We start from the raw sequence: 24077 nt of genomic DNA on the forward strand, positions 1-24077 counted from the left end.
GAGTATGTCCGTGCACACCGACGAAGACCGTGACGCCGACCGCAAGCCCGACGACGTCGAGGAGACCGGCACCGACACCGAGGACGCCGCCGAAGACAGCGCGCCCGAGACCCAGGCCGACGACGACGGCCCCGACGACGACGGACCCGGAGACGACGATGGCGCGAACACCGCCCGCAACTGGCGCCGCCCGGTCCTGTGGGGGGCATTGGCGGCGGTGTTCGTCGCGCTGGTCGCCGCGGTCGGTTTCCTGGGCTGGCAGCTGTGGCAGGAACGCGAACTCGCCCAGGCCGGCGAACAGGCCCGGCAGGCGGCCACCGACTACGCGCAGGTCTTGACGAGCATCGATTCGGAGAAGGTCGACGAAAACTTCGACGCGGTGCTCGACGGCGCGACCGGCGAGTTCAAAGACATGTACTCGCAATCCAGTTCGCAGTTGCGCCAGCTGCTGATCGACAACAAGGCCTCTGCGCACGGCGTCGTTCTGGAGTCGGCGGTCCAGTCGGCGAGCAAGGACAGGGCGGTGGTGCTGCTGTTCGTCGACCAGTCGGTCTCCAACACCAACGTGCCCGACCCGCGCATCGACCGCAGCCGCATCAAGATGACCATGGAGTACGTCGACGGTCGTTGGCGCGCAAGTAAAGTCGAGCTTCCATGAGGCACCTGGCGGGCGTGGTCGCCGCGTCGCTGGTCGCCGCCGGGCTGGTCGCCGCTCCGGCCGTGAACGCGTCGGCGCCCTCATTCTGCTCCGAGCTGGGCGGGCAGTGGGACGGGCAGTTCTGCACGACATCGGTGGTGTCGGAGCGCAAAGCCACCCGCGACATCAAGATGGCGCTGCCCGGCGATCTCGTGGAGAACCCCGTCATTCGGGAGTACCTCACCAACCTGATGAACAACTGGCGCACCGCGGCGGTGAAGATGGTCCAGAACAGCTTCGGCGAGCAGCACTTCCAGATCTTTCAACGCGGCGAGGCGATGACGGTCGTCTTCCACGAGATGTACTCGGGCACGGTCGGTACCGACGCCTTGGCGCATCCGAATGCGCCGATCGTCAGCGACGCCTACCGCACCTTCACCTTCGCCGGCGGGCGGCAGTTGCAGCTGGCCGATCTGTTCAAACCCGGTGTCGACCCCTTCGTCGAGATCCCCCGCCTGGGTGCGCCGTTCATCGTCGCCGCCCTCGATGCCGCGCCGCCGCCGCACCAGCCCGGCACCTATCCGTTCACCCCGGACCGCTGGACCCCGGACAAGGTGTACTCCGGGGCGTACAAGGCGTGGGCGCTGACCCCCGATGAACTGCTCATCTACATGCCGGACTACCCGGTGGGCCGCGACCGCCCCACCAACTTCAGCCCGGGCCTCATGCAGTGGTCGATGGACGGCGGCACCGTGCAGGCCCGCATCCCGCTGACCGCGCTGGCGCCGGTGCTGCGACCCGAATACGGCGGCAGCTGACCATGTTCCGGCTGCTGTCGATGCTCATCGCGGCGGCGCTGGTCTTCGTGCCGACCGCCGGCGCCGAACCGGCCGCCCCGACGCTGCCGGTGTTCACCCCGTACCCGTCGGACTGGCAGCCCGACTACACCGTGTTCCCGTACAACCTCTGGCAGATCCGGGTCACCCCGCAGCAGATCACCGCGCAGCGCGAATCGTGCCAGTGGTTCAACGCCCAGTACGAGCAACTCATGGCCCAGGTGTTCGGGTTCCAGCGTTTCCTCGACGACCGCGACGACGACTGGTCGCTGCCGGGCGTCGCGCACGCCGGTGACGTCGTCGCCGCCAACCTGGACCAGTCCGCGGCCTTCCTGGACCCGCGGGCGCACACGCTGTTCATCATCAACTACCCGGATCAGAGCGAGTATTCGCCGCTGTTCCACGGGGATTCGATCTACCGGCTGTGGTACCAGTTCACCCAGATCAGCGACAAGATCAAGAAACGGCTGCCGTCGGGCCAGATCAACGCGAACATCGCGACCGCCAACGTCTACGGCGGGGTGATCCGCGACTCCGGGGTGTGCCACGGCGCGTAGGGTTCGGTCTGTGAGCCTGCGCGACGCGATCCTCGAGCTGGCCCGCGAACGCGCGCCCGACAAGACGATCTGCCCGTCGGACGCGGCCCGCGCGGTCGGCGGCGAGTCGTGGCGCGACCTGATGGACGACGCCCGCGAGGCCGCCCGCGAACTGGCCCGCGCCGGCGAGGTGGAGATCAGCCAGAAGGGCCAGGTGCTCGACCCCGACGCGACTTGGCGCGGACCCATCCGGATCCGCGCCAAGTAGCCGACGAGCTACGCCAGCCGGTCGGCCTCCGCGCGGGCCTGCGCCGCGATCTTCTCGGCCAGCTCGGCCTTCCACTGGATCTCCTTCTTGACCCAGGGGTTGTCGAGCGGGAAGTCGGCGGTCTCCGAGACCCGTCGCACCTCGACCTTCACCCCCGTGCCCAGCGGGATCTTCCGCGCCCACTGCTTGGCCTCCTCCTTCGAGGACACCTCGAGGATCCAGAAGCCGTTGAACAGCTCCTTGGCCTCGGTGTAGGGGCCGTCGGTGACCACCGGCGGGTCGGAGTTGAAGTCGACGACGAACCCCTCCTCGGGCCCGGTCAGCCCTTCACCGGCCAGCATCACACCGGCCTTGATCAGCTCCTCGTTGAACCGGCCCATCTCCTCGATGATCTGGTCGAAGTCGATCTCCTGCTCGGCCATCGCGGCCTCGGCCTCGGGGGTGGACCGCATGATCAGCATGTAACGCGCCATCTCGATGTCTCCTTCGGTTCGGGGCCTTCTCTGTCGTGCCCTCGCAACTACGTCGAACGGGATCCCACAGAATTCGACACGACCCGAGAACTTTTCTCATCGGAAGTCATCGGGATTCCTCAGATCGCGGCCAGAGCCCGCTTAGGCGCCGCCGCCGACAATCGATCATGAAGTTCGTTCGCATCGCAGGCATGCTGGTCGTGGCGGTGAGCGCGGTCGGCCTGATGTACGCCTTCCCGCGGCTGGTCGGCGGTCCGCTGTCCAGCGTCGGAGCTGTCGTCGCCTTCGCGACCGTCGCTGATCAGCCGGCCGTGCTGGTCGCCTACGGGCGCACCGGCGGTGGACGTCAAGCGCCGTTCGGTACCGACGACACGTGGCAGGAACGCCTCGCCGCGGTGTCGCTGGACACCGGCGAACTGCTGTGGGATGTGCAACTGCACGACGAGAACGGTTGGGAGCGTGCGGTACTCGCGGTGGCCGACGGCCTGGTGTACGTCGCGACCGACTACGGCCTTTCGATCGTGGCAGCCGAGGACGGTCGGATCGTCGCGCAGAACGACCAGATCCCCGGGCTGGGCGACGATTACGCGCTGGCCTACACCGCCTACCACGTAGATCCGGGCGTTCGCGCGGTCGTCGCGCTGACCCGGTCGGGTGCCGTCGTGCAGATACCGCTGGGTACGACGGACGCCGCGCCCGCACCCGCCGAGGTGGCCGACGCGTGGCGCGGCACGCTGATCGCCGATTCGGCGGCCACCCGCGACGCGACGTTCGTGATGAACGAGGTCGACCCGGCCGCCACCCCGAAACACATGGTGCTGCCCGACGGCGGCGCGGTACACCTGTCGCGGCAGACCGGCACCCTGATCCGCCGATGGCCCGACGGCCGCAACCAGGTGCTCACCCGCGTCGACGATCTGGACCGGCCGCGACTGGTCTACGACATCGTGCGCACCCCCGCCGCGCTGGCCACCGCCGCACAACTCGACGAAGGCACGGCCATGTTCACCAACCACCACTCGGCGGCCGCTGACCTGGGTACGGTGAGCGGCGTCGTGCTCGTGCGCGGCGACGACCCGCACGGTTCCGGGCGAGAGTCGCTGCGGCTGATCGACATCGGATCGGGGGAGACTGTGGCGGTGGTGGCCGACCTGTACGACGTGCACCGGGCGACCACGACGCCCGGCGGGGACATCCTCGTCGTCGCGACACCGGCCCCAGGGACGTTCGAGTCCAGCAACGACAATCGCCTGATCGTGCTGCGCCCCGACGGCCGGGTCACCTGGACCGATGTCGGGCTGACCAATTTCTGGGGCCGACCCAGAGCCGACACAGGGAGCATCGATGCCCGCTGAACTCGTCATCCGCGGAACGGTTCTGACCGTCGACGACCGCCAACCCACCGCCGAGGCGCTCGCGGTGTCCGACGGCCGCATCGTCGCCGTCGGCGCCCGCAGCGACGTCGAGGGCTGGATCGGGCCCGGCACCGAGGTTGTCGACGTCGACGGCTGCGTGCTGCCCGGGCTCGTCGAAGCGCACGGCCATCCTCTGATGGAGGCGATCGTGCTGTCGGACCGGATGGTCGACATCCGCCCGGTCACGCTGCCCGACGCCGACGATGTCGTCGCCGCGATCCGCTCGGAGGTCGCCGACCGCGGGCCCGACGGCGCCTATCTCAACGGCTGGGACCCGTTGCTGCAGAACGGCTTACCGGAGCCGACGCTGGACTGGCTGGACCGCATCGCGCCGGACGATCCGCTGGTGATCGTGCACAACTCCGGCCACAAGGCGTTCTTCAACAGCGCCGCCGCGTGGCGGTTCGGTCTGACCCGCGACACCCCCGACCCCAAAGGTGCGCGTTACGGCCGCGACGCCGACGGCAATCTCGACGGCACCGCCGAGGAGACCGCCGCGGTGTTCAGCCTGCTGGCCGGTGTGATCGATCCGGCCGACTACCCGGCGATGCTGCACGCCGAACTGCGTAGGCTCAACAAGGTCGGGTTGACGACGTGCTCGGAGATGGCGTTCGACCCGGTGTTCCGCCCGGTGGTCGAACAACTGCGCGCCGACCTGACCGTGCGGCTGCGGGTCTATGAGATCTCCACCGCGCAGATGAGTTCGGACGCCACCCCGGACAACGGCGACGACCTGTTCCGTCAGGTCGGCATCAAGATCTGGGTCGACGGCTCCCCGTGGATCGGCAACATCGACCTGTCTTTCCCGTATCTGGACACCGACGCCACCCGCACCATCGGCGTCGCGCCCGGCTCGTGCGGCCACGCGAACTACACCCGCGAACAGCTCACCGAGATCGTGCACGCCTACTTCCCGAAGGGCTGGCCGATGGCGTGCCATGTGCAGGGCGACGCCGGGGTCGACACCATCCTCGACGTCTACGAGGAGGCGCTCCGGCGCTGGCCCCGCGACGACCACCGGCTGCGCCTCGAACACGTCGGCGCGATCCGCGACGACCAACTCCGGCGCGCCCATGACCTCGGCGTCACCTGCAGCCTGTTCGTCGACCAGATCCACTACTGGGGCGACATCATCGTCGACGGCCTCTTCGGCGCCGAACACGGAACCCGTTGGATGCCCTGCGGTTCCGCGGTCGCCACCGGTATGCGGATCTCGCTGCACAACGACCCGCCGGTCACACCGGAGGAACCGCTGCGCAACATCAGCGTCGCGGCCACCCGCACCGCGCCCAGCGGCCGGGTGATCGGCCCCGAACAACGCATCTCGGTCGAGCAGGCGATCCGGGCGCAGACGCTCGACGCCGCCTACCAGTTGTTCGCCGACGACGTGATCGGCTCGATCGAGGTGGGCAAGTACGCCGACCTGGTGGTGCTCTCGGCCGACCCGCGAGCGGTGCCGCCGGAGGACATCGCGGACCTCGACGTGCTGGCCACGTACCTGGCCGGCCGCCAGGTTTACGCGAAAGGCGACTGACCACACCGCGCCGGTCGCTACGCTTCCCCCATGTCTGAGCTCCCTGACCCGCGTTTCCTCGACGAGCGGCTGGCGCACTGGGCCGAAGCCAAACCCGACGCCGAAGCGATGACCTACTTCGACCGCTCCTGGACATGGGCCGAGTGGAACGACCGGGTGCGCAGGCTCGCCGGAGCCCTGCAGCAGCGCGGCATCACGCGCGGCGACGTGGTGTCGTTCCTCGACATGAACCACCCGGCGTGCGTCGAGCTGACACTGGCCGCCGCGTCGCTCGGTGCGGCGAACGCGATCGTCAACTTCCGGCTCGCCGCCGACGAACTCGACTACGTCATCAACGATTCGGGCGCCAAGCTGCTGATCGTCGGTAACGACTTCGCGCCGACGATCGAACGGATCCGCGACCGCCTGACCACGGTCGAAGACATCATTACCGTGACCCCCGAAGGCGGCGACGGCGACGAGTACGAGGCGCTGCTGGCCGAGTCGGCCCCTGTCGGGCGCGCGGCCGACGTGCAGTCCGACGACCCCGTGATCATCATGTACTCCTCGGGCACGACGGGACGGCCCAAGGGTGTGCAGATCACCCACGCCAACCTGATCGCCCACACGATCAACGCGCACAACGGGTGGAGCTTCGACGAGGGCGACAAGAACATGGTGTCGATGCCGCTGTTCCACGTCGGCGGATCGTCCTATGTGCAGTTCGGCATCCACCACGGGGTGCCGAGCGTGATGACCCGCGAGGTCGACGGGGCCGCGCTGGCCGGCGCGATCCTCAAGGGCGCCAACCGCACGTTCCTGGTGCCGGCCGTGCTGGCCAAGGTACTCGACGCCGGTGAGGACGCGGTGAAGTTGTTCGGGGCGCTCAAGACGTTCGTGTACGGCGCGTCGCCGATGCCGCTTCCGCTGCTGCGCGCCGCGCTCAAGGCATGGCCGAACACCGATTTCATCCAGGTCTACGGTCTGACCGAGGTGTGCGGTGTGATCAGCCAACTGCTTCCCGAAGATCACCGCGAGGGCCCCGAGGAGCGGCTGGTCAGCGCGGGCCGGGTGATCCCCAACGCCGAGGTGCGCGTCGTCGACCCCGACTCTCTCGAGGAGGTGGCGGCCGGGACGCAGGGCGAACTGTGGTTCCGCACACCGCAGTTGATGAAGGGCTACCACAACAAGCCGGAGGCGACGACCGAGGCGATCACCGACGACGGCTGGTTCCGCACCGGCGACATCGGCCGCATCGACGACGAGGGCTACCTCTTCGTCGAGGACCGGCTCAAGGACATGATCATCTCCGGCGGCGAGAACATCTACTCGATCGAGGTCGAACGCGTCCTCGCCGAACACCCCGCGGTGGTCGACGTCGCGGTGATCGGGGTGCCCGACGACAAGTGGGGCGAGGTGGTCAAGGCCGTGGTCTCGGTCGAGGGTTCGGCCACCGAAGAGGAGATCATCGGCTGGTGCCGGGAGCGGCTGGCGGCCTACAAGTGCCCCAAGAGCGTCGACATCACCGACGAGCTGCCCCGCAACCCGACCGGTAAGATCCTGAAAAAGGAACTGCGCAAACCGTATTGGGAAGGTCGCGAACGCGCCACGGTGTAACTACTGCCGCACCGGCACCGCGATCTCGTTGCGCCGCCGAAACGGTAGCGTCCACGGCGGGTCGTAGAACCAGGCCTGCGCATCGCCGGTGGTTTCGATGCCGTTGGCCCGCAACACCTCGAGCAGTTCGTCGGTGTGCGACTGCACCGCGCGCGGGCCGCGGTCGCCGGTGAACCCCAGCACTGCCACCGTCTCGCCGGGCACCTCGGTCAGGCGTACCTCGTCGTTGTCGGGTTCGGGCAGCGTGTCCAGCGTCCACTTCGAGGGCATATAGAAGCGGATGGTCGAGCGTTCACCGTCGCGGGCCTGCGCGACCGGAGCCGTCATCGCGATCGTGTCGCCGGACTGCTGGGTGACCGGAGCCGTCATCGCGATCGACTCCTTGCGGTGGTTGCCGCCGAAGATGTAGCCGGCCAGGCGGCGGAACCCGATGTTGCGGGCGCGCTCCTCGTCGGCGTCCACCGTCGTCTCGGCGGCGATGCGCGGTCCGTAGCGCCGGATCTCCACCCGGTCGGACACTTTCGTCGATAGGTAGTGCGGCTCTTCGGTGCCGACGCGGACACCGACGAGCGACAGCACGCCCTCGACGGTCTGGCGGGGTATCTCGATCAGCTTCATCGGCGGTTCAACCACCAGATGTGCGACGACAGCACGGTGGCGAACGCACACCACAGCGGATAGAACCCGAGCGGTGCGGCCGCTTTGCCCCGCACCGCGGCGGCGCGCCGGGTCAGGTCGGCGCTGCTGGCGGCCAGCACCCCGGCCGCCACCGCGGCCGTACCGAGCCGGCGCTGGCTGAAGAAGATCCACGACCAGCTGGCGTTGAGCGCCAGGTTCGCACCGAGAGCGGCGATGTAGCGGCGCCGCTCCTCGGTGCGTCCCTGCCGTTCCAGCTCGTCGAGCGTGGCGGCCGACACCACCGCGATATCGGTGTAGAGCGCGTTCCACACAATCGGAAACACCGGCCCGGGCGGCTGATACGCGGGTTTGCGTATCCGCTTGAACCATCCGGACTGCGCCGGCCGGCTGGCCAGCCCGCCGACGACCCCGGTCGCCAGCACGGCCGCCGCCGACGGGATCAGTGTTTTCGCTTGCACGGTGATGCCTCCTCTGTTGTCAGTCCTCGTTGTCGCTGTCTGCGTCGTTTGAAGCGCTCGAAGCTCCGGTGCTCGAGGTCTGGGTGCTCGAGGTCTGGGTGCCCGAGGTCTGGGTGCCCGAGGTGGCGCTGCTCGAAGCACCGGGCTCGTCGTCGTCGCCCGCGGTGCCCGCGCCCGCCCCGGTGGTGCTCGTGTTGGCGCCGGCCCGGGTGGTACCCGTCTGCGATGCCGTCGAGTCACCCGTCCGGCGGGAGGTGCTCACGCCGTTGAGCGTCTCGTCCTCGGCTTCGATCTCGTCCTCGGTCACCGGAGCCGTCGTGCGCGGCGGCGCGTAGCGCAGCCCGATGTTGGCGATCCCGATCGTGTAGTCGCCGGTGTTGAAGAACCCGACGTTGCCGGTGCCGGTGTTGAAGAACCCGGCGTTGAGCGTTCCGACGTTGCCGACACCGAGGTTGAGCGAGCCGCGGTTGGCGGCCCCGAAGTTGCGGATGCCCTCGTTGTTGAGCCCGACGTTGAAGTCGCCTTCGTTGCCGAAGCCGAGGTTGAAGTCACCGTCGTTGACCGAGCCGAGGTTGAAGTCGCCGACGTTGTCGGTGCCGATGTTGAAGTCGCCCTCGTTGGTGTTGCCGATGTTGGCCACGCCGGTGTTGTTCACCCCGGCGTTGAACGCGCCGATGTTGCCCGCCCCGAAGTTCGGGGTGCCGGTCAGGAAGCTGAGCTGAATACCCGGCCGGTCCACCGCCGCCGGTGCCAGCGCGGCGACGTCAGCGGTGTCGGCCGCCGCCGCCGAGGCCAGGCCCGGTACAGAGGCTGGTGCCGGAGCGGGAGCCGGCGCGGGCACGACGGGTGTGATCGCCGCGGCCAGCACCGCGGGTGCTTCCGAGGTGGGTGCCGCGGCCGGCGGGCTGGCCGGCCCGGCCGAGACGACACCGGCCGCGACCACCGAGACACCCGCGATCACATAAGAACGAACAGACACATGCATTTTCACACCTCGCCGTGAGAAGGGATTGTTAAGTAACTGAAAAGTGCCCCCTCTCGGGTTTGCCAAACGGAAAGTTTCTTACTGGTTTGTGACGCGGTCGAGACGTCCGCCGGAGAGCGCCCGGCAGGATGGTGACCATGCCCGACGTCGACGAGATCATCGATCGCCTGCACGTGGTCGCGCTGCCGATGCGGGTCCGGTTCCGCGGCATCACGGTTCGCGAGGTCGCGCTCATCGAGGGCCCCGCGGGGTGGGGTGAGTTCGGCGCCTTCCCCGAGTACGAACCGCCCGAGGCGGCCCACTGGCTGGCCTCGGCGATCGAGGCCGCCTACCGGCCGGCGCCGCTCACCCGCCGCGACCGCATCCCGATCAACGCCACCGTGCCCGCCGTCGACGCCACCCGGGTGCCCGACGTGCTGAGCCGGTTTCGCGGTGCGCGCACCGCCAAGGTCAAGGTCGCCGAACCAGGTCAGACGCTGGCCGACGACGTCGCCCGGGTCAACGCCGTCCGCGCCGCCGTGCCGATCGTGCGGGTCGACGCCAACGGCGGCTGGAGCCTCGACGACGCAGTGGCCGCGGCCGCCGCGCTGACTGCCGACGGACCGCTGGAGTATCTGGAACAGCCGTGCGCGACGGTCGCCGAGCTAGCCGAGTTGCGGCGACGGGTCGACGTTCCGGTCGCCGCCGACGAGAGCATTCGCAAGGCCGACGACCCGTTGCGGGTGGTGCGCGAGAACGCCGCCGACGTCGCGGTGCTCAAGGTCGCTCCGCTCGGCGGGGTGGACGCGCTGCTGCGGATCGCCGCGCAGATCGACATCCCGATAGTGGTGTCCAGCGCGCTGGACTCCGCGGTCGGTATCGGCCGCGGGTTGCTGGCCGCTGCCGCGCTGCCGCGGCTGGACCACGCCTGCGGTCTGGGCACCGGCGGTCTGTTCGTCGACGACGTTGCGGCACCGCTGCGCGTCGAGGACGGATATCTGCCCGTCGCGCCCGTCGTCCCCGAACCGGCCCGCCTCGAGACGCTGGCCGCCGCACCGCAGCGGCGGCAGTGGTGGATCGAACGGATCGCCGCGTGCCTGGCCATTCTGCGATAAGCGTTGACACGTTGACACAGATCGATAGTCTGTGTGTCAACCAGTGGAGGCGCCATGACCGAGACAGCCGAAGCACCACCCGTCGAGCGCGCCGCCGGCGTCGTCCGGCCCAAGGTCATGTACGAGTTCCGAAAACACAGCGGCAGCACGTTCGGCGGCTTCTTCGGCGCGGCGGCCTTCGACGAGGTGGCGTTGGTGCCGGTGGCCGCGGCCGTCGACAGGACCGGCCGGTTCGAGGCCAACTTCGCGGATCGAGGGGTGCGAAGTGGGTTCTCGGCGTTCCTGGCGATCTGGGGTGACCCGCACGACCGCGCCGCCGAGGGGGAGCGGCTCAAGCGGTTGCATCGCGACGTCCGCGGGCACGGCTCCGGCGCCTTCACCGACGTGCGCTACGGCGCCCTGGACCCGCGGCTGTGGAACTGGATCGCGGTCAGCGGCATGTTCCTGGTGCTCAACTCATTCACGCCGTGCACCGGAATCTCGATGACGCCGGCCGAGAAGGACGCCGCCTACCTGCAACTGCTCGAGGCGTTCCAGTCGCTGGAGTTACCCGGCAAGAGCGCCAAACTGCCGCCGAGCTACGCCGAGGCCGTGCAGTACTACGACGAGATGGTCGCCACCGAACTGCAGACCAACCCGTTTCTGCGCCGGGTCACCGACGGATTGACCAAGCTCCCGTTGCCGACGCTGCTGCTGCCGCCGGCGGTGCGGCTGGCGCTGACCCCGACGTGGCTGGTCATGCGACCGGTCGCGGGCCGGGTGGTCAAGATCTGCTCGTTCGGGGTCCTGCACCCCGGTGTCCGCGAGCTCACCGGGTTCCGCTGGGACGCCCGCCACGACCGCGAGTTCGAGTTCTACACCCGCGCGCTGCAGGTGGCGTGGCGGGTGCTGCCCGACAAGTTGAAGCTGATCCCGTTGGCGCGCAATCGGATCGAGTACGAGAAGCTGGTCCGCTTCCACCGCTCGGTTTCGCTGGACTCGTTCGCGCCGCCCGCGGCCTGCCCGGCCAGCCGGCCGTAAGCTGGTCCGATGCGACGGCTCCGCAACAACGACAGCCGCACCGAACAGGAGGCGGCGATCCTCAAGGCCGCCGCCGAGGAGGTGTCGCTCGTCGGCGTCGGCCGGGCCAGCATGGACGTCATCGCCCGCCAGGCCGGGGTCAGCCGCAGCACGCTCTACCGGCGGTTCCCCAGCCGTGACGCGCTGATCACCGAACTGGGCAGGCAGACCTTCGATTTCGCGATGGCCCGGCTGCAGACCGTGGGTATCGAGTCGGGCGCCAAAGAGGCCGCGGTGGCGGCGTTCTGCGAGGGCCTGCGGTTGTTGACCAGCGAACCGGTGATGCGCCGGTTCCTGCGGCTCGACGGCGACCTGTCGGCGATGGCGGGCATGTACGACGAGGCCGAGGAGTTCCTGCAGAGCGCGTCGGCGGGGATGGCCAGGGCGCTGCGCGCGGCGGGGGCCACCATGCCCGACGCCGACCTGCTGGCGGTCTGCGAACTGCACATCCGGTTGGCGACTTCGATGGCCCAGGTGCGTACCTCGGTGCTCGACGTCCGCGACGACGACGCGGTGCGCGCCTACGCGCAGACCCACCTCGCACCGCTGGTGTGGTGAGCGTGTCCTGATCTGTGGGGTTCATGGCGTAGACGCCACGGCCGCGGTGGCCAACACTGAACCCATGCGATCGGTGGCGATCCTCGGTTACCCGGGCGTCCAGGCTCTGGACCTGGTCGGCCCGTTCGAGGTGTTCACCGGCGCGTCGATGTACTTGCAGGGGCTCGGGAAATCGGGGTACGACGTGCGCGTGGTCACCTGCGGCGGCGCGCCCGCGACCACGGGCACCGGGTTGGCGCTGCTGGCCGAACCGCTGCCCGATCCGCACGCGTCCCTGGACACCGTGGTGTTGCCCGGCGGGTCCGGACTGGACGACGCCCGCGCCGACGCCGACCTGCTCGCGTGGGTCAAGGCCGTCTCCGGCCGCGCGCGGCGGGTGGTCAGCGTGTGCACCGGCGCGTTCCTGGCCGCCGAGGCCGGTCTGCTCGACGGCTGCCGGGCCACCACGCACTGGGCGTTCGCCGACCGGCTGGCGCGCGAATTCCCCTCGGTCACCGTCGATCCCGAGCCGATCTTCGTGCGCAGCAACGAGCGCACCTGGACCGCGGCCGGGGTGACCGCCGGAATCGACCTGGCGCTGTCGCTGGTCGAGGACGACCACGGCACCGACGCCGCGCAGACCGTCGCGCGCTGGCTGGTGATGTACCTGCGCCGACCCGGCGGGCAGACGCAGTTCGCGGCGCCGGTGTGGATGCCGCGGGCCCGGCGCGCGCCGATCCGCGAGGTGCAGGAGGGCATCGAGGCCGAACCGGCCGGCGCGCACAGCATCGCCGAACTGGCGCGCCGCGCCGCGATGAGTCCGCGCCACTTCACCCGGGTGTTCACCGACGAGGTCGGTGAGGCGCCGGGCGCCTACGTCGAACGCATCCGCACCGAGGCGGCGCGTCGGCAACTCGAGGAGACCGACGACACGGTCACCGTGATCGCGGCCCGTTGTGGCTTCGGCAGCGCGGAAACGTTGCGCCGCAACTTCGTTCGCCGGCTCGGTGTCTCACCGGACCAGTACCGCAGAACCTTCGCGTAATAAAGGAGACGAGCAATGCAGATCGCGATCATGGTGTACCCCGGCTTCACCGCGCTGGACTTCATCGGCCCCTACGAGGTGCTGCGCAACCTGCCCGACGCCGAGGTGCGGTTCGTCTGGCACGAGCCGGGACCGATCACCGCGGATTCCGGTGTGCTCATGGTCGGCGCGACGCACTCGTTCGACGAGACGCCGTCGCCCGACATCATCCTCGTCCCCGGCGGACTGTCGAGCTTCGAACACGCCCGTGACGAGAAGGTGCTCGACTGGGTGCGCCGCGCTCACGAGACGTCGGCCTGGACGACGTCGGTGTGCTCGGGATCGGTGATCCTCGCGGCCGCGGGCGTGCTGCGCGGCCGACGGGCCACCTCGCACTGGATGGCGCTGCCGATGCTCAAGCCGTTCGGCGTCGAGACCGTCGGCGACGAGCGCGTCGTGCGCGACGACAAGATCGTCACCGCCGCCGGGGTGTCGGCGGGTATCGACCTCGGGCTGTGGCTGTTCGGGCAGATCGCCGGCGACGCGAAGGCCAAGGCCACCCAGCTGATCATCGAGTACGACCCGCAGCCGCCGTACGACTCCGGGCACCTGTCGAAGGCGTCGGCTGCGACCAAGGCCACCGCGTCGGCGCTGCTCAGCCGCGACACCGTCAAACAGGGCCAGCTGACGGCCCCGGCCGGGCTGCTGTGGGACGCCGCGATCCGGCGGGTGCGCGGGAAGGGCACCCCGGTGCGCTCCTGAGCGCGCGGTGGTACTACCCGTGCCCCGACAGATGCCGGACGGGTGATCGTGATCGCCTCCAACTTCGGCCAGAGCCGCCACCCGGGCTGGTACCACAACGTCGAGGCCAACCCGCGTGTCACGCTCGAGGCCCGCGGCCACCGCGGGCCGTTCGTCGGGGCGGAGATCACCGGTGCCGGACGGGACCGGCTGTTCGCGCTGGCCAAACAGTTCATCCCCGACTACGCCGACTACGAGAAGCGCTGCGGCGACCGGCTCATCCCGGTCCTCGCGTTCACCGAAGCGGACCGGTAGCGCACCCGCGACGCCCGTCACAGCCGGGATATGAGTACCGTCGGCGGGGTGAATTTGGCCTACGACGACCGCGGCAGCGGTCCATCAGTCCTGTTCATCGCCGGTCGCGGAGGCGCGGGCCGGACCTGGCACCTGCACCAGGTGCCCGAGTTCCAGCGGGCCGGATACCGCTGCATCACGTTCGACAACCGCGGCGTCGGCGCGACCGAGAAGGCCACCGGCTTCACCGCCGAGACGATGGTGGCCGACACGGCCGCGCTGATCGAGAAGCTCGACGCGGCGCCGGTGTACGTCGTCGGGGTGTCGATGGGCTCGTTCATCGCCCAGGAGCTGATGGTGGCCCGCCCCGAACTCGTCGAGCGCGCGGTGCTGATGGCGACCCGGGGACGTGCGGACCGCACCCGCGAGTTCTTCCGCAACGCCGAGTGGGAGCTCGCCGAGTCCGGCATCAAGCTGCCGCCCAACTATGACGCGAAAATCCGTCTGCTGGAGAGCTTTTCGCCCAAGACGCTGAACGACGACGCCAAGGTGCGGGACTGGATCGACATGTTCACCATGTGGCCGTCGAAGCCGACGCCGGGCGCGCGCACGCAGATCGGGATCGGCCCGCAGGGCAACCGGCTGCCTGCTTACCGAAGTATTACGGCGCCGACGCTGGTGATCGGGTTCTCCGACGACGTGGTGCTGCCGCCGCACCTGGGCCGCGAGGTCGCCGACGCCATCCCGCGCGGCCGTTACCTGGAGATTCCCGACGCCGGGCATCTGGGCTTCATCGAGCAGCCCGAGCTGGTCAACAAAGCGGTGCTGGATTTCTTCGCCGATAGGCTGTAGTGGTGAACCCCTCGACCGCGCAGGCCCGCGTGGTCGTCGACGAACTCATTCGCGGCGGCGTGCGCGACGTCGTGCTGTGCCCCGGCTCGCGTAACGCGCCGCTGGCGTTCGCCCTGCACGACGCCGACCGGGAGGGCCGGCTGCGGCTGCATGTGCGCATCGACGAGCGCACCGCGGGTTATCTGGCCATCGGGCTGGCGGTCGCTGAGCGCGCGCCGGTGTGCATCGCGATGACGTCGGGCACCGCGGTGGCCAACCTCGGACCCGCCGTCGTGGAAGCCAACTACGCCCGGGTGCCGCTGGTGGTGCTCAGCGCCAACCGGCCCTACGAGCTGCTCGGTACCGGGGCCAACCAGACCTTCGAACAGCTGGGGTATTTCGGCACGCAGGTCCGCGCGTCGATCAGCCTCGGCCTGGCCGAGGACGTCCCGGAGCACCTCGACACGCTGAACGCGCAGTGGCGTTCGGCGGTGTGCCGGGTTCTGGTGGCGGCCACCGGGTCTCGCACCGCCAACGCGGGTCCGGTGCAGTTCGACATCCCGCTGCGCGAGCCGCTGGTGCCGGGGGACACCGGCTACGTCCCGGACGGGCGGCCGGGCGGCAAGCCGTGGACGGTGACGCCGCCGGTGACGTTCGACCAGCCGCTCGACATCGACCTGACCCCCGACACGGTGGTGATCGCGGGCCACGGCGCGGGCGAGCATCCGAACCTGGCCGCGCTGCCCACGGTCGCCGAGCCGACGGCCCCGGCGGCGGCCAACCCGCTGCACCCGTTCGCGCTGCCGCTGTTGCGCCCCAAGCAGGTCATCATGCTGGGCCGCCCGACGCTGCACCGGCCGGTGTCGGCGCTGCTGGCCGACCCGTCGGTGCCGGTGTACGCGCTGACGACGGGGCCGCGGTGGCCCGACGTGTCGGGCAACTCGCAGGCCACGGGCACTCGGGCGGTGACCTCGGGCGCGCCGGATGCGGCCTGGCTGCAGCGCTGCGCCGAGGTGCATCAGCACGCGGTCGACGCGGTGCGCGGGCAGCTCGCCGCCCATCCGCTCAAGACCGGGCTGCACGTGGCCGCCGCGGTCGCCGACGCGGTGCGCCCGGGCGATCAGCTGGTGCTGGGCGCGTCGAACCCGGTGCGGGACGCGGCGCTGGTCGGCCTGGACACCTCCGGGTTGAAGGTGCGCTCCAACCGCGGGGTGGCCGGTATCGACGGCACGGTGTCGACGGCGATCGGGGCGGCGCTGGCGCATGAACGAAGCGGCGGGCGCACCATCGCGCTGCTCGGCGACCTGACCTTCGTGCACGACAGCTCGGGCCTGCTGATCGGGCCCACCGAGCCGACGCCGCGCAACCTGACGATCGTGGTGTCCAACGACAACGGCGGCGGCATCTTCGAGCTGCTCGAACAGGGCGATCCGCGGTTCTCCGACGTGTCCTCGCGGATCTTCGGGACACCGCACGACGTGGACGTCGGCGCGCTGTGCCGGGCCTATCACGTCGAGAGCCGGCAGCTCGAGGTCGACGATCTGGTCGAGGCGCTCGACGAGCCGCACGACGGGATGCGGGTGCTGGAGGTGAAGGCCGACCGGTCGTCGCTGCGGGCGCTGCACGCGTCGATCAAGGCGGCCCTGTGAGTGGAGCGAACGATCCAACGCCTGTGAGCGGAGCGAACGATCCAACGCCTGTGAGCCGCTGGGGCGGCGGGTGCTGGGCCAAGCCGGTCAAGTTTGTGCGCAGGTTCCTGCCGCGGCTGGCCGCCGACCCGAAAGAGACTCGGCGCCAACGCATTTTCCGGCGTATCCGGGTCGGCATCGTGATCGTGGCGTGCCTGGTGACGCTGCAGTCGGTGCTGATGGTGCTGGGTGCCTGGCGCAACGACCGGCAGATCGAGCGGAACATGGGGGTGGCCGCCGCGGAGGTGCTCTCGGCCGGGCCGCGTCGCTCGACCATCGAGTTCGTCACCCCCGACCGCGTCACCTACCGCCCGGAGTTGGGTGTGCTGTACCCGTCGGAGCTCGAGACCGGGATGAACATCTACGTCGAGTACGACGTCAACGATCCCGATCTCGTTCGTGTGCAACACCGTAACGCGTCACTGGCCATCATTCCCGCTGGCTCGACCGCGGTGGTCGGCTGGCTGGTCGCGATCGCGGCGCTGTTCGCCGTCACAGCAGTCGAGCGCCGCGTGGTGCGCCGCCAGGAAACTAGGACTGCACCAGCTTGAGCAGCCAGTCGTTGTCGTAGATGTCGAGCCTCTCGTCGGCGGTGAGGTTGTAGACGGTCGGCGTGCCGGTGGTCAGGTTGTCGATCTCGTAGAGGAACTCGAAGTTGATGGCGTCCATGTCGGCGATGTTGACCGCCGAGCCGCCGGTGGAGATCCGGCGGACCGCCGCATCGGACATCCCGATGTGCTGGGCCATGTCGGCGATCTCGTCGTCGCTGGGGCCGGTGCCGCCGGGCTCCTGGTTGAGCCACAGCTCGGCGACGAACCGCTGGAACTGGGTGCCCGTCACATCGTCGTCGGCGGCCAGGAACAGCGCGTTGCTCACCCGCGCGGAATGACCGTCGCGGGTTTCGTCGAGGAAGATCAGCGGCCGGTAGGTGACGCGCAACTGGCCGACGCCGATGTAGTAGGCGAGTTGATCGCCGAAATCGGCCTGCAGATCGGCACAGTGGGTGCACTGCGGTTCGGTGAAGATCTCGATGTTCACCGGGGCGTCGACGAATCCGGCGACCACGCCGTAGCCGTCCTCGCTGATCCAGACCGGCGGCTGTGCCGGGTCGCGGTGCGCGGTGCCGGCGACCTGCCTGGTGCAGCCGACCGCGACCAGCAGCACCGTCAGCGCCAGCACCACGACGGCAGCGGATCTGCGCATGTCACCGCCCTTTCCTGGTCGGCAGAATACTCGCCCCGGCGGCACGAGGTTTTCGTGTGCCATCTTCCTGGCCGCAACCTTCGCGACAGGCGGCGGTGTCACGCTTCGGGCGTGCGCGTTGCGATCGTCGCAGAATCGTTCCTCCCGAATGTCAACGGCGTCACCAATTCGGTGCTGCGGGTGCTCGAGCATCTGCGTCGCACCGGACACGAAGCCCTCGTGATCGCCCCGGACACGCCCCGCGGGGAGCCGCCCGCCGACCGGGTGCACGACGGTGTGCGGGTGCACCGGGTGCCGTCGCGGATGTTCCCGAAGATCACGTCGCTGCCGCTGGGTGTGCCGCGACCGCGGATGGTGGGCGTGCTGCGCGGATTCGACCCGGATGTGGTGCATCTGGCGTCGCCGGCGCTGCTGGGCTACGGGGGTCTGCATGCGGCCCGTCATCTCGGGGTGCCGACGGTCGCGGTGTTCCAGACGGACGTGGCGGGGTTCGCCGAGAGTTACGGGGTCGGCGGCACGGCTCGTGCGGCATGGGCGTGGACGCGGCATCTGCACAGTCGCGCCGACCGCACGCTGGCACCGTCGACGGCGGCGATCGAAAACCTTGAGGCGCATCGTGTTCCGCGGGTGCGCAAGTGGGGGCGCGGGGTCGACGTGACGGGTTTCGCGCCGTCCGCCCGCGACGAGCAGCTTCGGCGGCGTTGGTCGCCGCACGGCAAGCCGATCGTCGGCTTTGTCGGCCGGCTGGCACCGGAGAAGCACGTGGAGCGACTCGCCGCGCTGGCCCGCCGCGACGATCTGCAGCTCGTTGTCGTCGGCGACGGTGTCGACCGTCGGAAGCTCGAGAATCTGCTGCCCTCAGCCTATTTCACCGGAGCGCTGTACGGCGACGAGCTCGCTGCGGCGTACGCCAGCATGGATGTGTTCGTCCATCCCGGCGAGCACGAGACCTTCTGCCAGGCGGTACAGGAGGCGATGGCATCCGGTCTGCCGGTCATCGCGCCGAACGCCGGCGGGCCGCGCGACCTGGTGGCGCCGTACCGCACCGGGCTGCTGCTGGAGGTCGACTCGTTCGAGGCGCGGCTGCCGGAGTCGGTCGACCACCTCATTGCTGAGCGGCAACGCTATTCCGTTGCCGCGCGCCGCAGCGTGCTCAGCCGGACGTGGCCCGCGATCTGCGACGAACTGCTCAGCCATTACGACGACGTCGTCGCCCTGCACCGCGAGCGTGCATGTCTGCACACGACACGCCGGGCGAATTCCGGCGTTCGTGCACGCTCGCGCCGCGCCGAGAGTGCGTGACTGGCAAGGGATTCGACGCGCCGCAGCATCCGCGAGACGCTGCCGTTCCCGTTGGCCAAACCGCGCTGACAGCACTCGTCTCAACCTTTCGAGGACCGGGGTTTATCCCCAAGTGGGATTTGATCCCCAGCTGTGAGGTTTTGGCCAGGTTGCCTCATGTCAAGATGCGCGCGTAGGGGGGTTGGTTGCCTCACGTGAGCGTGCGCGTTTGGTGAGCGGAGCTGTGGCACCGTCTTCGGCTTTGCTGGTGGCCAGTGTGAACAACTGGGTGGTCAAAGCATGGATCTGACGCTGGGTGGCGGCCGGGTTGATGAGCGAGTAGGTGCGGGTCAGGCCCACGATGCGTTCCACGGTCATGGTCGGGTGGTTGATCGTGCGGTGAAACGGGGTGGTGGCCGTGTCGTGTTTGCGGGACACTTTAGCGCCGGTACGGACTTTGGATACCAGTTTCTGCTGAGGGTAGAAGAAGTTGGTCAGCTTCGACTGCAACCGCCAAATCTCGTTGAGCAGCAACAGTTCTGAAGCGGTGTCGTAGCGGTAGTAGCCCACCACGGAGCGGACTACCGCCCAGTTCTTCTGCTCGACGTGACAGCCGTCGTTCTTATTGCCCGGCCGTGACCGGGTGAAGGTGATGCCGCGGTCTTGGCACCATTGCAGTAGCTCGTCGTTGATGAATTCTGACCCGTTGTCGCAGTCCACACCCAGAATCGGAAACGGCATCTGCGCGGCGATGTGATTGAGGACGGCCACAATGTGTTTGGCCACCCTGTCGGGCAGTGAGCGGCTTTCAGTCCAGCCGGTGGCGATGTCGGTGACCGTCAGGGTGAAGGCGTGGCCTCCGCCGCTGATACCGCCGTCGTGAAAGACCGTGTCGATCTCCACGAAACCGGGCACAGCATCGTCCCAGTCAGCCCAGGTACGCAGCGGGATCTGGCTTTTGAGCAGCGACCCCGGCTTAGTGCCCACCCGCCCTCTGATCGTGCGTTTGGCGCGCTCATCGGCCAGGCGGCGATCGATGGTGGCCGCCGACATCGACACCAGTAGAGCCGCCGTCTGGTCGCTGATCACCAGCTCCCCGAAGTGACGCAGCACCGCCACCAGCTCTGTGAGCATGGGGGCCAGCCGTTTGCCGGCGGGCATCCCCAACACCGTCCAGCACAGCGTCAACGCCGCGATGACCTCGGGCCCGTACTTCACCGGCCGCGGCCGTCGTGGACGCACAGTCCTGGGCGCCAGCGCGGCCGTGAGGGCCTTGCGGGCATGGCTTCGGTGCCAGCCGGTGTTCGCGCACAACTCATCGAGAATCCGAGTCTTCTCACGCTTACCCGCCCGCTGGTAACGGGTCGCGGCCGTCTCGGTGATTGCTCTGCGCTCTGCCAATGTCAACCCCATCCACTGGGCGTACGCGCGCATTCTCGATGAGGCAACGAATCACCCTTTCGCGCGCATTTCAGATGAGTCAACGCGTTGGCCTCTACTTGTCGGTGGTCGAATGTACGTTCGAAGTATGTCGGGGACGGAGTCGCAGGACGCGTTGGCCGGGTTGCGCGCCGCGGTGGATCGGTTGGCGGGCTGCGATTTCGACCTGTCGACCGCCCCGGAACTGATCGCCGTTCTCGATGAGCTGGAAACGGGAAGTGCCGCCTGCCCGCGGTCGAGCACCGCGTGTTGGCGCGCCTGCAGACCGAGACCACCCCGGCGCAGATGGGCGCCACCAACTGGCGGCAGGTGCTGTCGGTGCGGTGGCGGATCTCGACCAGTGAGGCCAATCGGCGCCTGACCGAGGCTGAGCTGTTGGCCCCGCGCCAAGCCTTCACCGGAGAGGTGTTGCCGCCGCGGTTGCCGGCCACCGCCGCCGCCCAAGCTCATGGGTTGATCACCGCCGAGCATGTGCAGGTCATCCGCAAGGCGATGAACAAGGTGCCCGGGTTTGTCGACACCGCGACCCGCGAGAGCTTGGAACTGGATCTGGTGCGTTGTGCGGCCACCGCCGGGCCCAGCGCGGTGCAAGACACCGCCACGTTGCGGTTGTTTTTGATGGATCAGGACGGCCCGGCCCCGGATGAGGCCGAACGCGCCCGCAAACGCGGCGTGACCAAGTCCAAACAGGGCGAAGACGGGATGGTCGAGCTGCGCGCCACCATGACCCCGGAGGCGTGGGCGGTTTGGGAGGTGTTGTTCGCCAAGTTCGCCGCTCCCGGTATGTGCAACCCCGCCGATGAGGAGCCGTGTGTGTCGGGCACGCCGACCCAGGCGCAGATCGACAACGATCACCGCAGCCTGTCCCAACGCCAGCATGATGCGCTGCTGGCCGTCGGGCGGATCGCGTTGATGAGTGGGGATCTGGGCCAGCTCAACGGGTTGCCGGTCTCGGTCATCATCCGCACCACGCTGCAGGATCTGGAATCGCGTGCCGGGGTGGGCACCACCGGCGGGGGCACCGTGGTCCCGATCGATGATGTGGTGCGCATGGCCGCTCACGCCCGTCACTACCTGGCAGTCTTCGACCGGGCCACCGGATCAGCACTGAACCTGTACCGCGCCAAGCGCGTCGCCAGCCGCGCGCAGCGGATCATGCTGATCGCCCGCGATGGGGGTTGTACGAAACCGGGCTGCACCGTCGGGGCCTACGGCTGCCAAGCTCATCACGTCATCGACGACTGGACCGACGGCGGTCAGACCAATGTCGATGAGCTCGGCCTGGCCTGTGGGCCCGATAACCGCAGCGTCAACAATGACGGCGGCTGGACCACCCGGATGAGTGAGCGCCATGACGTGGAATGGCTGCCCCCACCCCCGCTGGACACCGGCCAGGCCCGCCTGAACTACCACCACCGCCCCGAACTACTCCTACGCCCCGACGACGACGAGGAACCCTTCGACCCAGCCGCCGAAGCGGCCAAACGCAACCGCCACCTCCAAACCGACACCACCACACCCCCGGCAGGCGCCGCCGACGCGGACCGCGCAGATCCCGTCGACGGGGATGACCGGTATGCCGAGGTGCGCCCAGCGCCGACCGACCTTGCCGATGAACCCGGAGTGGCCGCAGAACCGGGCGACCCCGTCGACCAAGACCACCGCGAGCCCGATCCGCCGGAAGACTCGATCCATGAGAGCGAACGCTTGGAGCTGGCTTGCCCGCAACCGCTCCATCAAGACCACTGCACAGAAGCCGGCGTCAACCCGCCACCGCCGGACCCCGGCGACCATCCCGGCGGACCCTCACCACCGGGCGGCCAAGCGGCTTAGCGGCCGCCGGAACTCACCGGAGTCCACCCGAGCCGGTCACCCGGAAGTCAGCCCTGCGCTTCGACGGCGACCGGCTGCCACTCTTCCCACGTCTTGAGCCGGTTTTCGTAGTCGGCCTTGGCCAACTGCAGCGGCAGCTCTCCGAAAAACACCCGCAGCGGCGGGTTCTCGGCATCAACGACCTTCATCAGCGCCCGGGCCGACGCCTGCGGATCCCCCGGCTTGGCCACCCGCTGGCTGCGGGCGCGGTCGGCCGCCTCGTGCACCTCGCGGTAGTCCGGCAACGGCGTCGAACGACGAGACGACGGACCCGCCCAGTCGGTGTCGAAACCGCCCGGCTCGATCAGCGTCACATGAATGCCGAACGACTCGACCTCCTGCGCCAGCGCCTGCGAGAAACCCTCGAGCGCCCACTTCGACGCGTGATAGATGCCCACGTTCTGGAACGCGGTGATCCCTCCGATCGACGACACCTGAATGATGTGCCCGCTGCGCTGCGCCCGCAGATACGGCAGCGCCGCCTGCGTCACCCACAGCGCGCCGAACACGTTCGTCTCGATCTGCGCCCGCGCCTCCGCCTCGGTGAGCTCCTCGATGAACCCGAAGTGCCCGTAGCCCGCGTTGTTGACCACGATGTCGAGCCGCCCGAAGTGCTCGTGCGCCTGCTTGACCGCCGCGAAATCGGCCTCGCGGTCGGTCACATCCAGCGGGATCGGCAGCAGCGCCGACCCGTACCTGCCGACCAGATCGTCGAGCGTCGACACGTCGCGCGCCGTCGCCGCCACCTTGTCGCCGCGCTCCAGCGCCGCGATCGTCCACTCGCGCCCGAACCCGCGTGACGTTCCGGTGATGAACCACACTTTTTCGCTCATGGTCCCTATAGTCGCCCAGCGTCGCTCCGCATTCCCGCCACAAGCAGGTTCACAGCTACGGTGGGCGTCATGAGCCGCGCAACGCTGGAGAAAGACCCGCACGAGGTGGCGTCGATGTTCGACGCGGTGGCGCGGCGCTACGACCTGACCAACACCGTGCTCTCGCTCGGGCAGGACCGGTTCTGGCGACGCGCGACCCGCTCGGCGCTCGGCATCGGCCCCGGCGACAAAGTGCTCGACCTCGCGGCGGGCACCGCGGTCTCGACCGTCGAACTCGCCACCTCTGGCGCCTGGTGCGTGGCCGCGGACTTCTCGGTGGGCATGCTCGCCGCCGGTCGCTCCCGCAATGTGCCCAAGGTCGCCGGTGACGCCACGCGCCTGCCCTTCGGCGACGACGTGTTCGACGCGGTCACCATCAGCTTCGGGCTGCGCAACGTCAACGACCACACCGCGGGACTGCGCGAGATGGCCCGCGTCACCCGGCCCGGCGGCCGCCTCGTCGTCTGCGAGTTCTCCACGCCGACGAATGCCTTGTTCGCCACCGCGTACAAGGAGTACCTGATGAAGGCGCTGCCGCGGATGGCCAGCGCGGTGTCGTCGAACCCCGACGCCTACATCTACCTGGCCGAATCCATCCGCGCGTGGCCCGACCAGGCGCAGCTGGCACGCCAGATCGCCGACGCCGGTTGGTCCGCCGTGCGCTGGCGCAACCTCTCCGGCGGCATCGTCGCGCTGCACGCCGCAACCAAACCCGACTGACCCCGCACGCGACACGCCGACCCGTCACCGGCGTGTCGCGCACC

At 69.0% G+C, this 24077-nt stretch carries 25 protein-coding genes and 1 pseudogene; 19 read left to right on the forward strand and 7 right to left on the reverse strand.

The genetic code is table 11. The features are described 5' to 3' along the window. Nucleotides 1–4 precede the first annotated feature (4 nt). The 4 genes from BHQ18_RS22250 to BHQ18_RS22265 are packed head-to-tail and all read left to right on the forward strand — an operon-like array spanning nt 5 to nt 2277. Nucleotides 5–658, forward strand: a complete 654-nt coding sequence (locus BHQ18_RS22250) for an Rv1363c family protein (RefSeq protein WP_069415821.1) — start codon at nt 5–7, stop codon at nt 656–658. Beyond that, nucleotides 655–1455, forward strand: coding sequence for a mannan-binding family protein (locus BHQ18_RS22255; RefSeq protein ID WP_069415822.1), 801 nt, complete (start codon nt 655–657; stop codon nt 1453–1455). The genes BHQ18_RS22250 and BHQ18_RS22255 overlap by 4 nt, the downstream gene beginning before the upstream one ends. Nucleotides 1456–1457: 2 nt before the next feature. Then, nucleotides 1458–2030 (forward strand): hypothetical protein, encoded by a 573-nt coding sequence (locus tag BHQ18_RS22260; RefSeq protein ID WP_069415823.1) that lies wholly within the window; start codon nt 1458–1460, stop codon nt 2028–2030. Nucleotides 2031–2040: 10 nt separating this feature from the next. Next, complete coding sequence (locus BHQ18_RS22265; protein ID WP_069415824.1) at nt 2041–2277, forward strand: DUF3253 domain-containing protein; 237 nt, start codon at nt 2041–2043, stop codon at nt 2275–2277. Between the two features lie 8 nt (nt 2278–2285). Here BHQ18_RS22265 and BHQ18_RS22270 read toward each other — a convergent pair whose 3' ends face one another. After that, the gene (locus tag BHQ18_RS22270) at nt 2286–2750 is read right to left on the reverse strand and encodes a YciI family protein (protein WP_069415825.1); all 465 of its coding nucleotides are present in this window, start codon (nt 2748–2750) and stop codon (nt 2286–2288) included. 167 nt (nt 2751–2917) lie between these two features. Between BHQ18_RS22270 and BHQ18_RS22275 the strand changes: the two genes are divergently transcribed. From BHQ18_RS22275 to BHQ18_RS22285, 3 genes are read left to right on the forward strand one after another with little or no spacing between them, the layout of a single operon-like run. Beyond that, nucleotides 2918–4105, forward strand: a complete 1188-nt coding sequence (locus tag BHQ18_RS22275; RefSeq protein WP_069415826.1) for a PA2928 family protein — start codon at nt 2918–2920, stop codon at nt 4103–4105. Next, nucleotides 4095–5699 (forward strand): amidohydrolase, encoded by a 1605-nt coding sequence (locus BHQ18_RS22280; RefSeq protein ID WP_069415827.1) that lies wholly within the window; start codon nt 4095–4097, stop codon nt 5697–5699. The genes BHQ18_RS22275 and BHQ18_RS22280 overlap by 11 nt, the downstream gene beginning before the upstream one ends. 30 nt (nt 5700–5729) lie before the next feature. After that, complete coding sequence (locus tag BHQ18_RS22285; protein WP_069415828.1) at nt 5730–7295, forward strand: long-chain-fatty-acid--CoA ligase; 1566 nt, start codon at nt 5730–5732, stop codon at nt 7293–7295. Here the strand turns inward: BHQ18_RS22285 and BHQ18_RS22290 are convergent, their stop codons facing one another. Genes BHQ18_RS22290 through BHQ18_RS22300 form a run of 3 tightly spaced genes read right to left on the reverse strand, consistent with a single transcriptional unit; the run spans nt 7296 to nt 9371 of the window. Further along, nucleotides 7296–7913: an SOUL family heme-binding protein gene (locus BHQ18_RS22290; RefSeq protein ID WP_069415829.1), complete on the reverse strand. Its 618-nt coding sequence runs from the start codon at nt 7911–7913 to the stop codon at nt 7296–7298. It abuts the gene before it with no gap. After that, a complete protein-coding gene (locus BHQ18_RS22295) occupies nt 7910–8392 on the reverse strand; it encodes a TspO/MBR family protein (RefSeq protein WP_069415830.1) in 483 nt (160 codons plus the stop codon). Before BHQ18_RS22295 ends, BHQ18_RS22290 begins: the two co-directional genes overlap by 4 nt. Nucleotides 8393–8411: 19 nt before the next feature. Next, complete coding sequence (locus BHQ18_RS22300) at nt 8412–9371, reverse strand: pentapeptide repeat-containing protein (protein ID WP_459167237.1); 960 nt, start codon at nt 9369–9371, stop codon at nt 8412–8414. Nucleotides 9372–9514: 143 nt separating this feature from the next. Here BHQ18_RS22300 and BHQ18_RS22305 point away from each other — a divergent pair, with 143 nt between their 5' ends. From BHQ18_RS22305 to BHQ18_RS22345, 9 genes are all read left to right on the forward strand, one after another. Then, nucleotides 9515–10471: an o-succinylbenzoate synthase gene (locus tag BHQ18_RS22305; protein ID WP_165614588.1), complete on the forward strand. Its 957-nt coding sequence runs from the start codon at nt 9515–9517 to the stop codon at nt 10469–10471. 54 nt (nt 10472–10525) lie between these two features. Continuing rightward, nucleotides 10526–11491: an oxygenase MpaB family protein gene (locus BHQ18_RS22310; RefSeq protein WP_069415833.1), complete on the forward strand. Its 966-nt coding sequence runs from the start codon at nt 10526–10528 to the stop codon at nt 11489–11491. Between the two features lie 9 nt (nt 11492–11500). Beyond that, on the forward strand, nt 11501–12088 hold the full coding sequence (locus tag BHQ18_RS22315) for a TetR/AcrR family transcriptional regulator (RefSeq protein ID WP_069415834.1): 588 nt from the start codon (nt 11501–11503) through the stop codon (nt 12086–12088). Between the two features lie 64 nt (nt 12089–12152). Next, a complete protein-coding gene (locus BHQ18_RS22320; RefSeq protein WP_069415835.1) occupies nt 12153–13112 on the forward strand; it encodes a GlxA family transcriptional regulator in 960 nt (319 codons plus the stop codon). Nucleotides 13113–13127: 15 nt separating this feature from the next. Further along, complete coding sequence (locus BHQ18_RS22325) at nt 13128–13853, forward strand: DJ-1/PfpI family protein (RefSeq protein WP_069415836.1); 726 nt, start codon at nt 13128–13130, stop codon at nt 13851–13853. Nucleotides 13854–13895: 42 nt separating this feature from the next. Beyond that, nucleotides 13896–14147, forward strand: a complete 252-nt coding sequence (locus BHQ18_RS22330) for a nitroreductase/quinone reductase family protein (protein WP_069415837.1) — start codon at nt 13896–13898, stop codon at nt 14145–14147. A gap of 48 nt (nt 14148–14195) precedes the next feature. Then, nucleotides 14196–14978: an alpha/beta fold hydrolase gene (locus tag BHQ18_RS22335; RefSeq protein ID WP_069415877.1), complete on the forward strand. Its 783-nt coding sequence runs from the start codon at nt 14196–14198 to the stop codon at nt 14976–14978. Nucleotides 14979–14980: 2 nt separating this feature from the next. After that, entirely contained in the window at nt 14981–16606 is a 1626-nt protein-coding gene (gene menD, locus BHQ18_RS22340; protein WP_069415878.1) for a 2-succinyl-5-enolpyruvyl-6-hydroxy-3-cyclohexene-1-carboxylic-acid synthase, read from the forward strand. A 50-nt stretch (nt 16607–16656) separates the two neighbouring features. Further along, the gene (locus tag BHQ18_RS22345) at nt 16657–17196 is read left to right on the forward strand and encodes a DUF3592 domain-containing protein (RefSeq protein WP_069415838.1); all 540 of its coding nucleotides are present in this window, start codon (nt 16657–16659) and stop codon (nt 17194–17196) included. Here the strand turns inward: BHQ18_RS22345 and BHQ18_RS22350 are convergent. Beyond that, nucleotides 17177–17848, reverse strand: a complete 672-nt coding sequence (locus BHQ18_RS22350) for a DsbA family protein (protein ID WP_069415839.1) — start codon at nt 17846–17848, stop codon at nt 17177–17179. The two genes, BHQ18_RS22345 and BHQ18_RS22350, sit on opposite strands and share 20 nt — an antisense overlap. 111 nt (nt 17849–17959) lie before the next feature. Here BHQ18_RS22350 and BHQ18_RS22355 point away from each other — a divergent pair, with 111 nt between their 5' ends. Then, nucleotides 17960–19150 carry a glycosyltransferase family 4 protein gene (locus BHQ18_RS22355; RefSeq protein WP_084294263.1) on the forward strand — a complete coding sequence of 397 codons (1191 nt, stop codon included), beginning with the start codon at nt 17960–17962 and terminating at the stop codon, nt 19148–19150. A 159-nt stretch (nt 19151–19309) separates the two neighbouring features. Here the strand turns inward: BHQ18_RS22355 and BHQ18_RS22360 are convergent, their stop codons facing one another. After that, entirely contained in the window at nt 19310–20542 is a 1233-nt protein-coding gene (locus BHQ18_RS22360) for an integrase catalytic domain-containing protein (RefSeq protein ID WP_234794269.1), read from the reverse strand. Between the two features lie 100 nt (nt 20543–20642). On the opposite strand from BHQ18_RS22360, the pseudogene BHQ18_RS22365 reads away from it, so the two are divergent. Further along, nucleotides 20643–22207: pseudogene (locus BHQ18_RS22365) on the forward strand (HNH endonuclease signature motif containing protein); the annotation flags it as partial. A 242-nt stretch (nt 22208–22449) separates the two neighbouring features. Here the strand turns inward: BHQ18_RS22365 and BHQ18_RS22370 are convergent. Then, the gene (locus BHQ18_RS22370; RefSeq protein WP_069415841.1) at nt 22450–23274 is read right to left on the reverse strand and encodes an SDR family oxidoreductase; all 825 of its coding nucleotides are present in this window, start codon (nt 23272–23274) and stop codon (nt 22450–22452) included. Nucleotides 23275–23343: 69 nt separating this feature from the next. Here BHQ18_RS22370 and BHQ18_RS22375 point away from each other — a divergent pair, with 69 nt between their 5' ends. After that, the gene (locus BHQ18_RS22375) at nt 23344–24033 is read left to right on the forward strand and encodes a demethylmenaquinone methyltransferase (protein WP_069415879.1); all 690 of its coding nucleotides are present in this window, start codon (nt 23344–23346) and stop codon (nt 24031–24033) included. Nucleotides 24034–24077: the final 44 nt, after the last annotated feature.

The sequence above is a fragment of the Mycolicibacterium flavescens genome (genome assembly GCF_001722335.1).
GTDB classification, from domain to species: domain Bacteria; phylum Actinomycetota; class Actinomycetes; order Mycobacteriales; family Mycobacteriaceae; genus Mycobacterium; species Mycobacterium flavescens.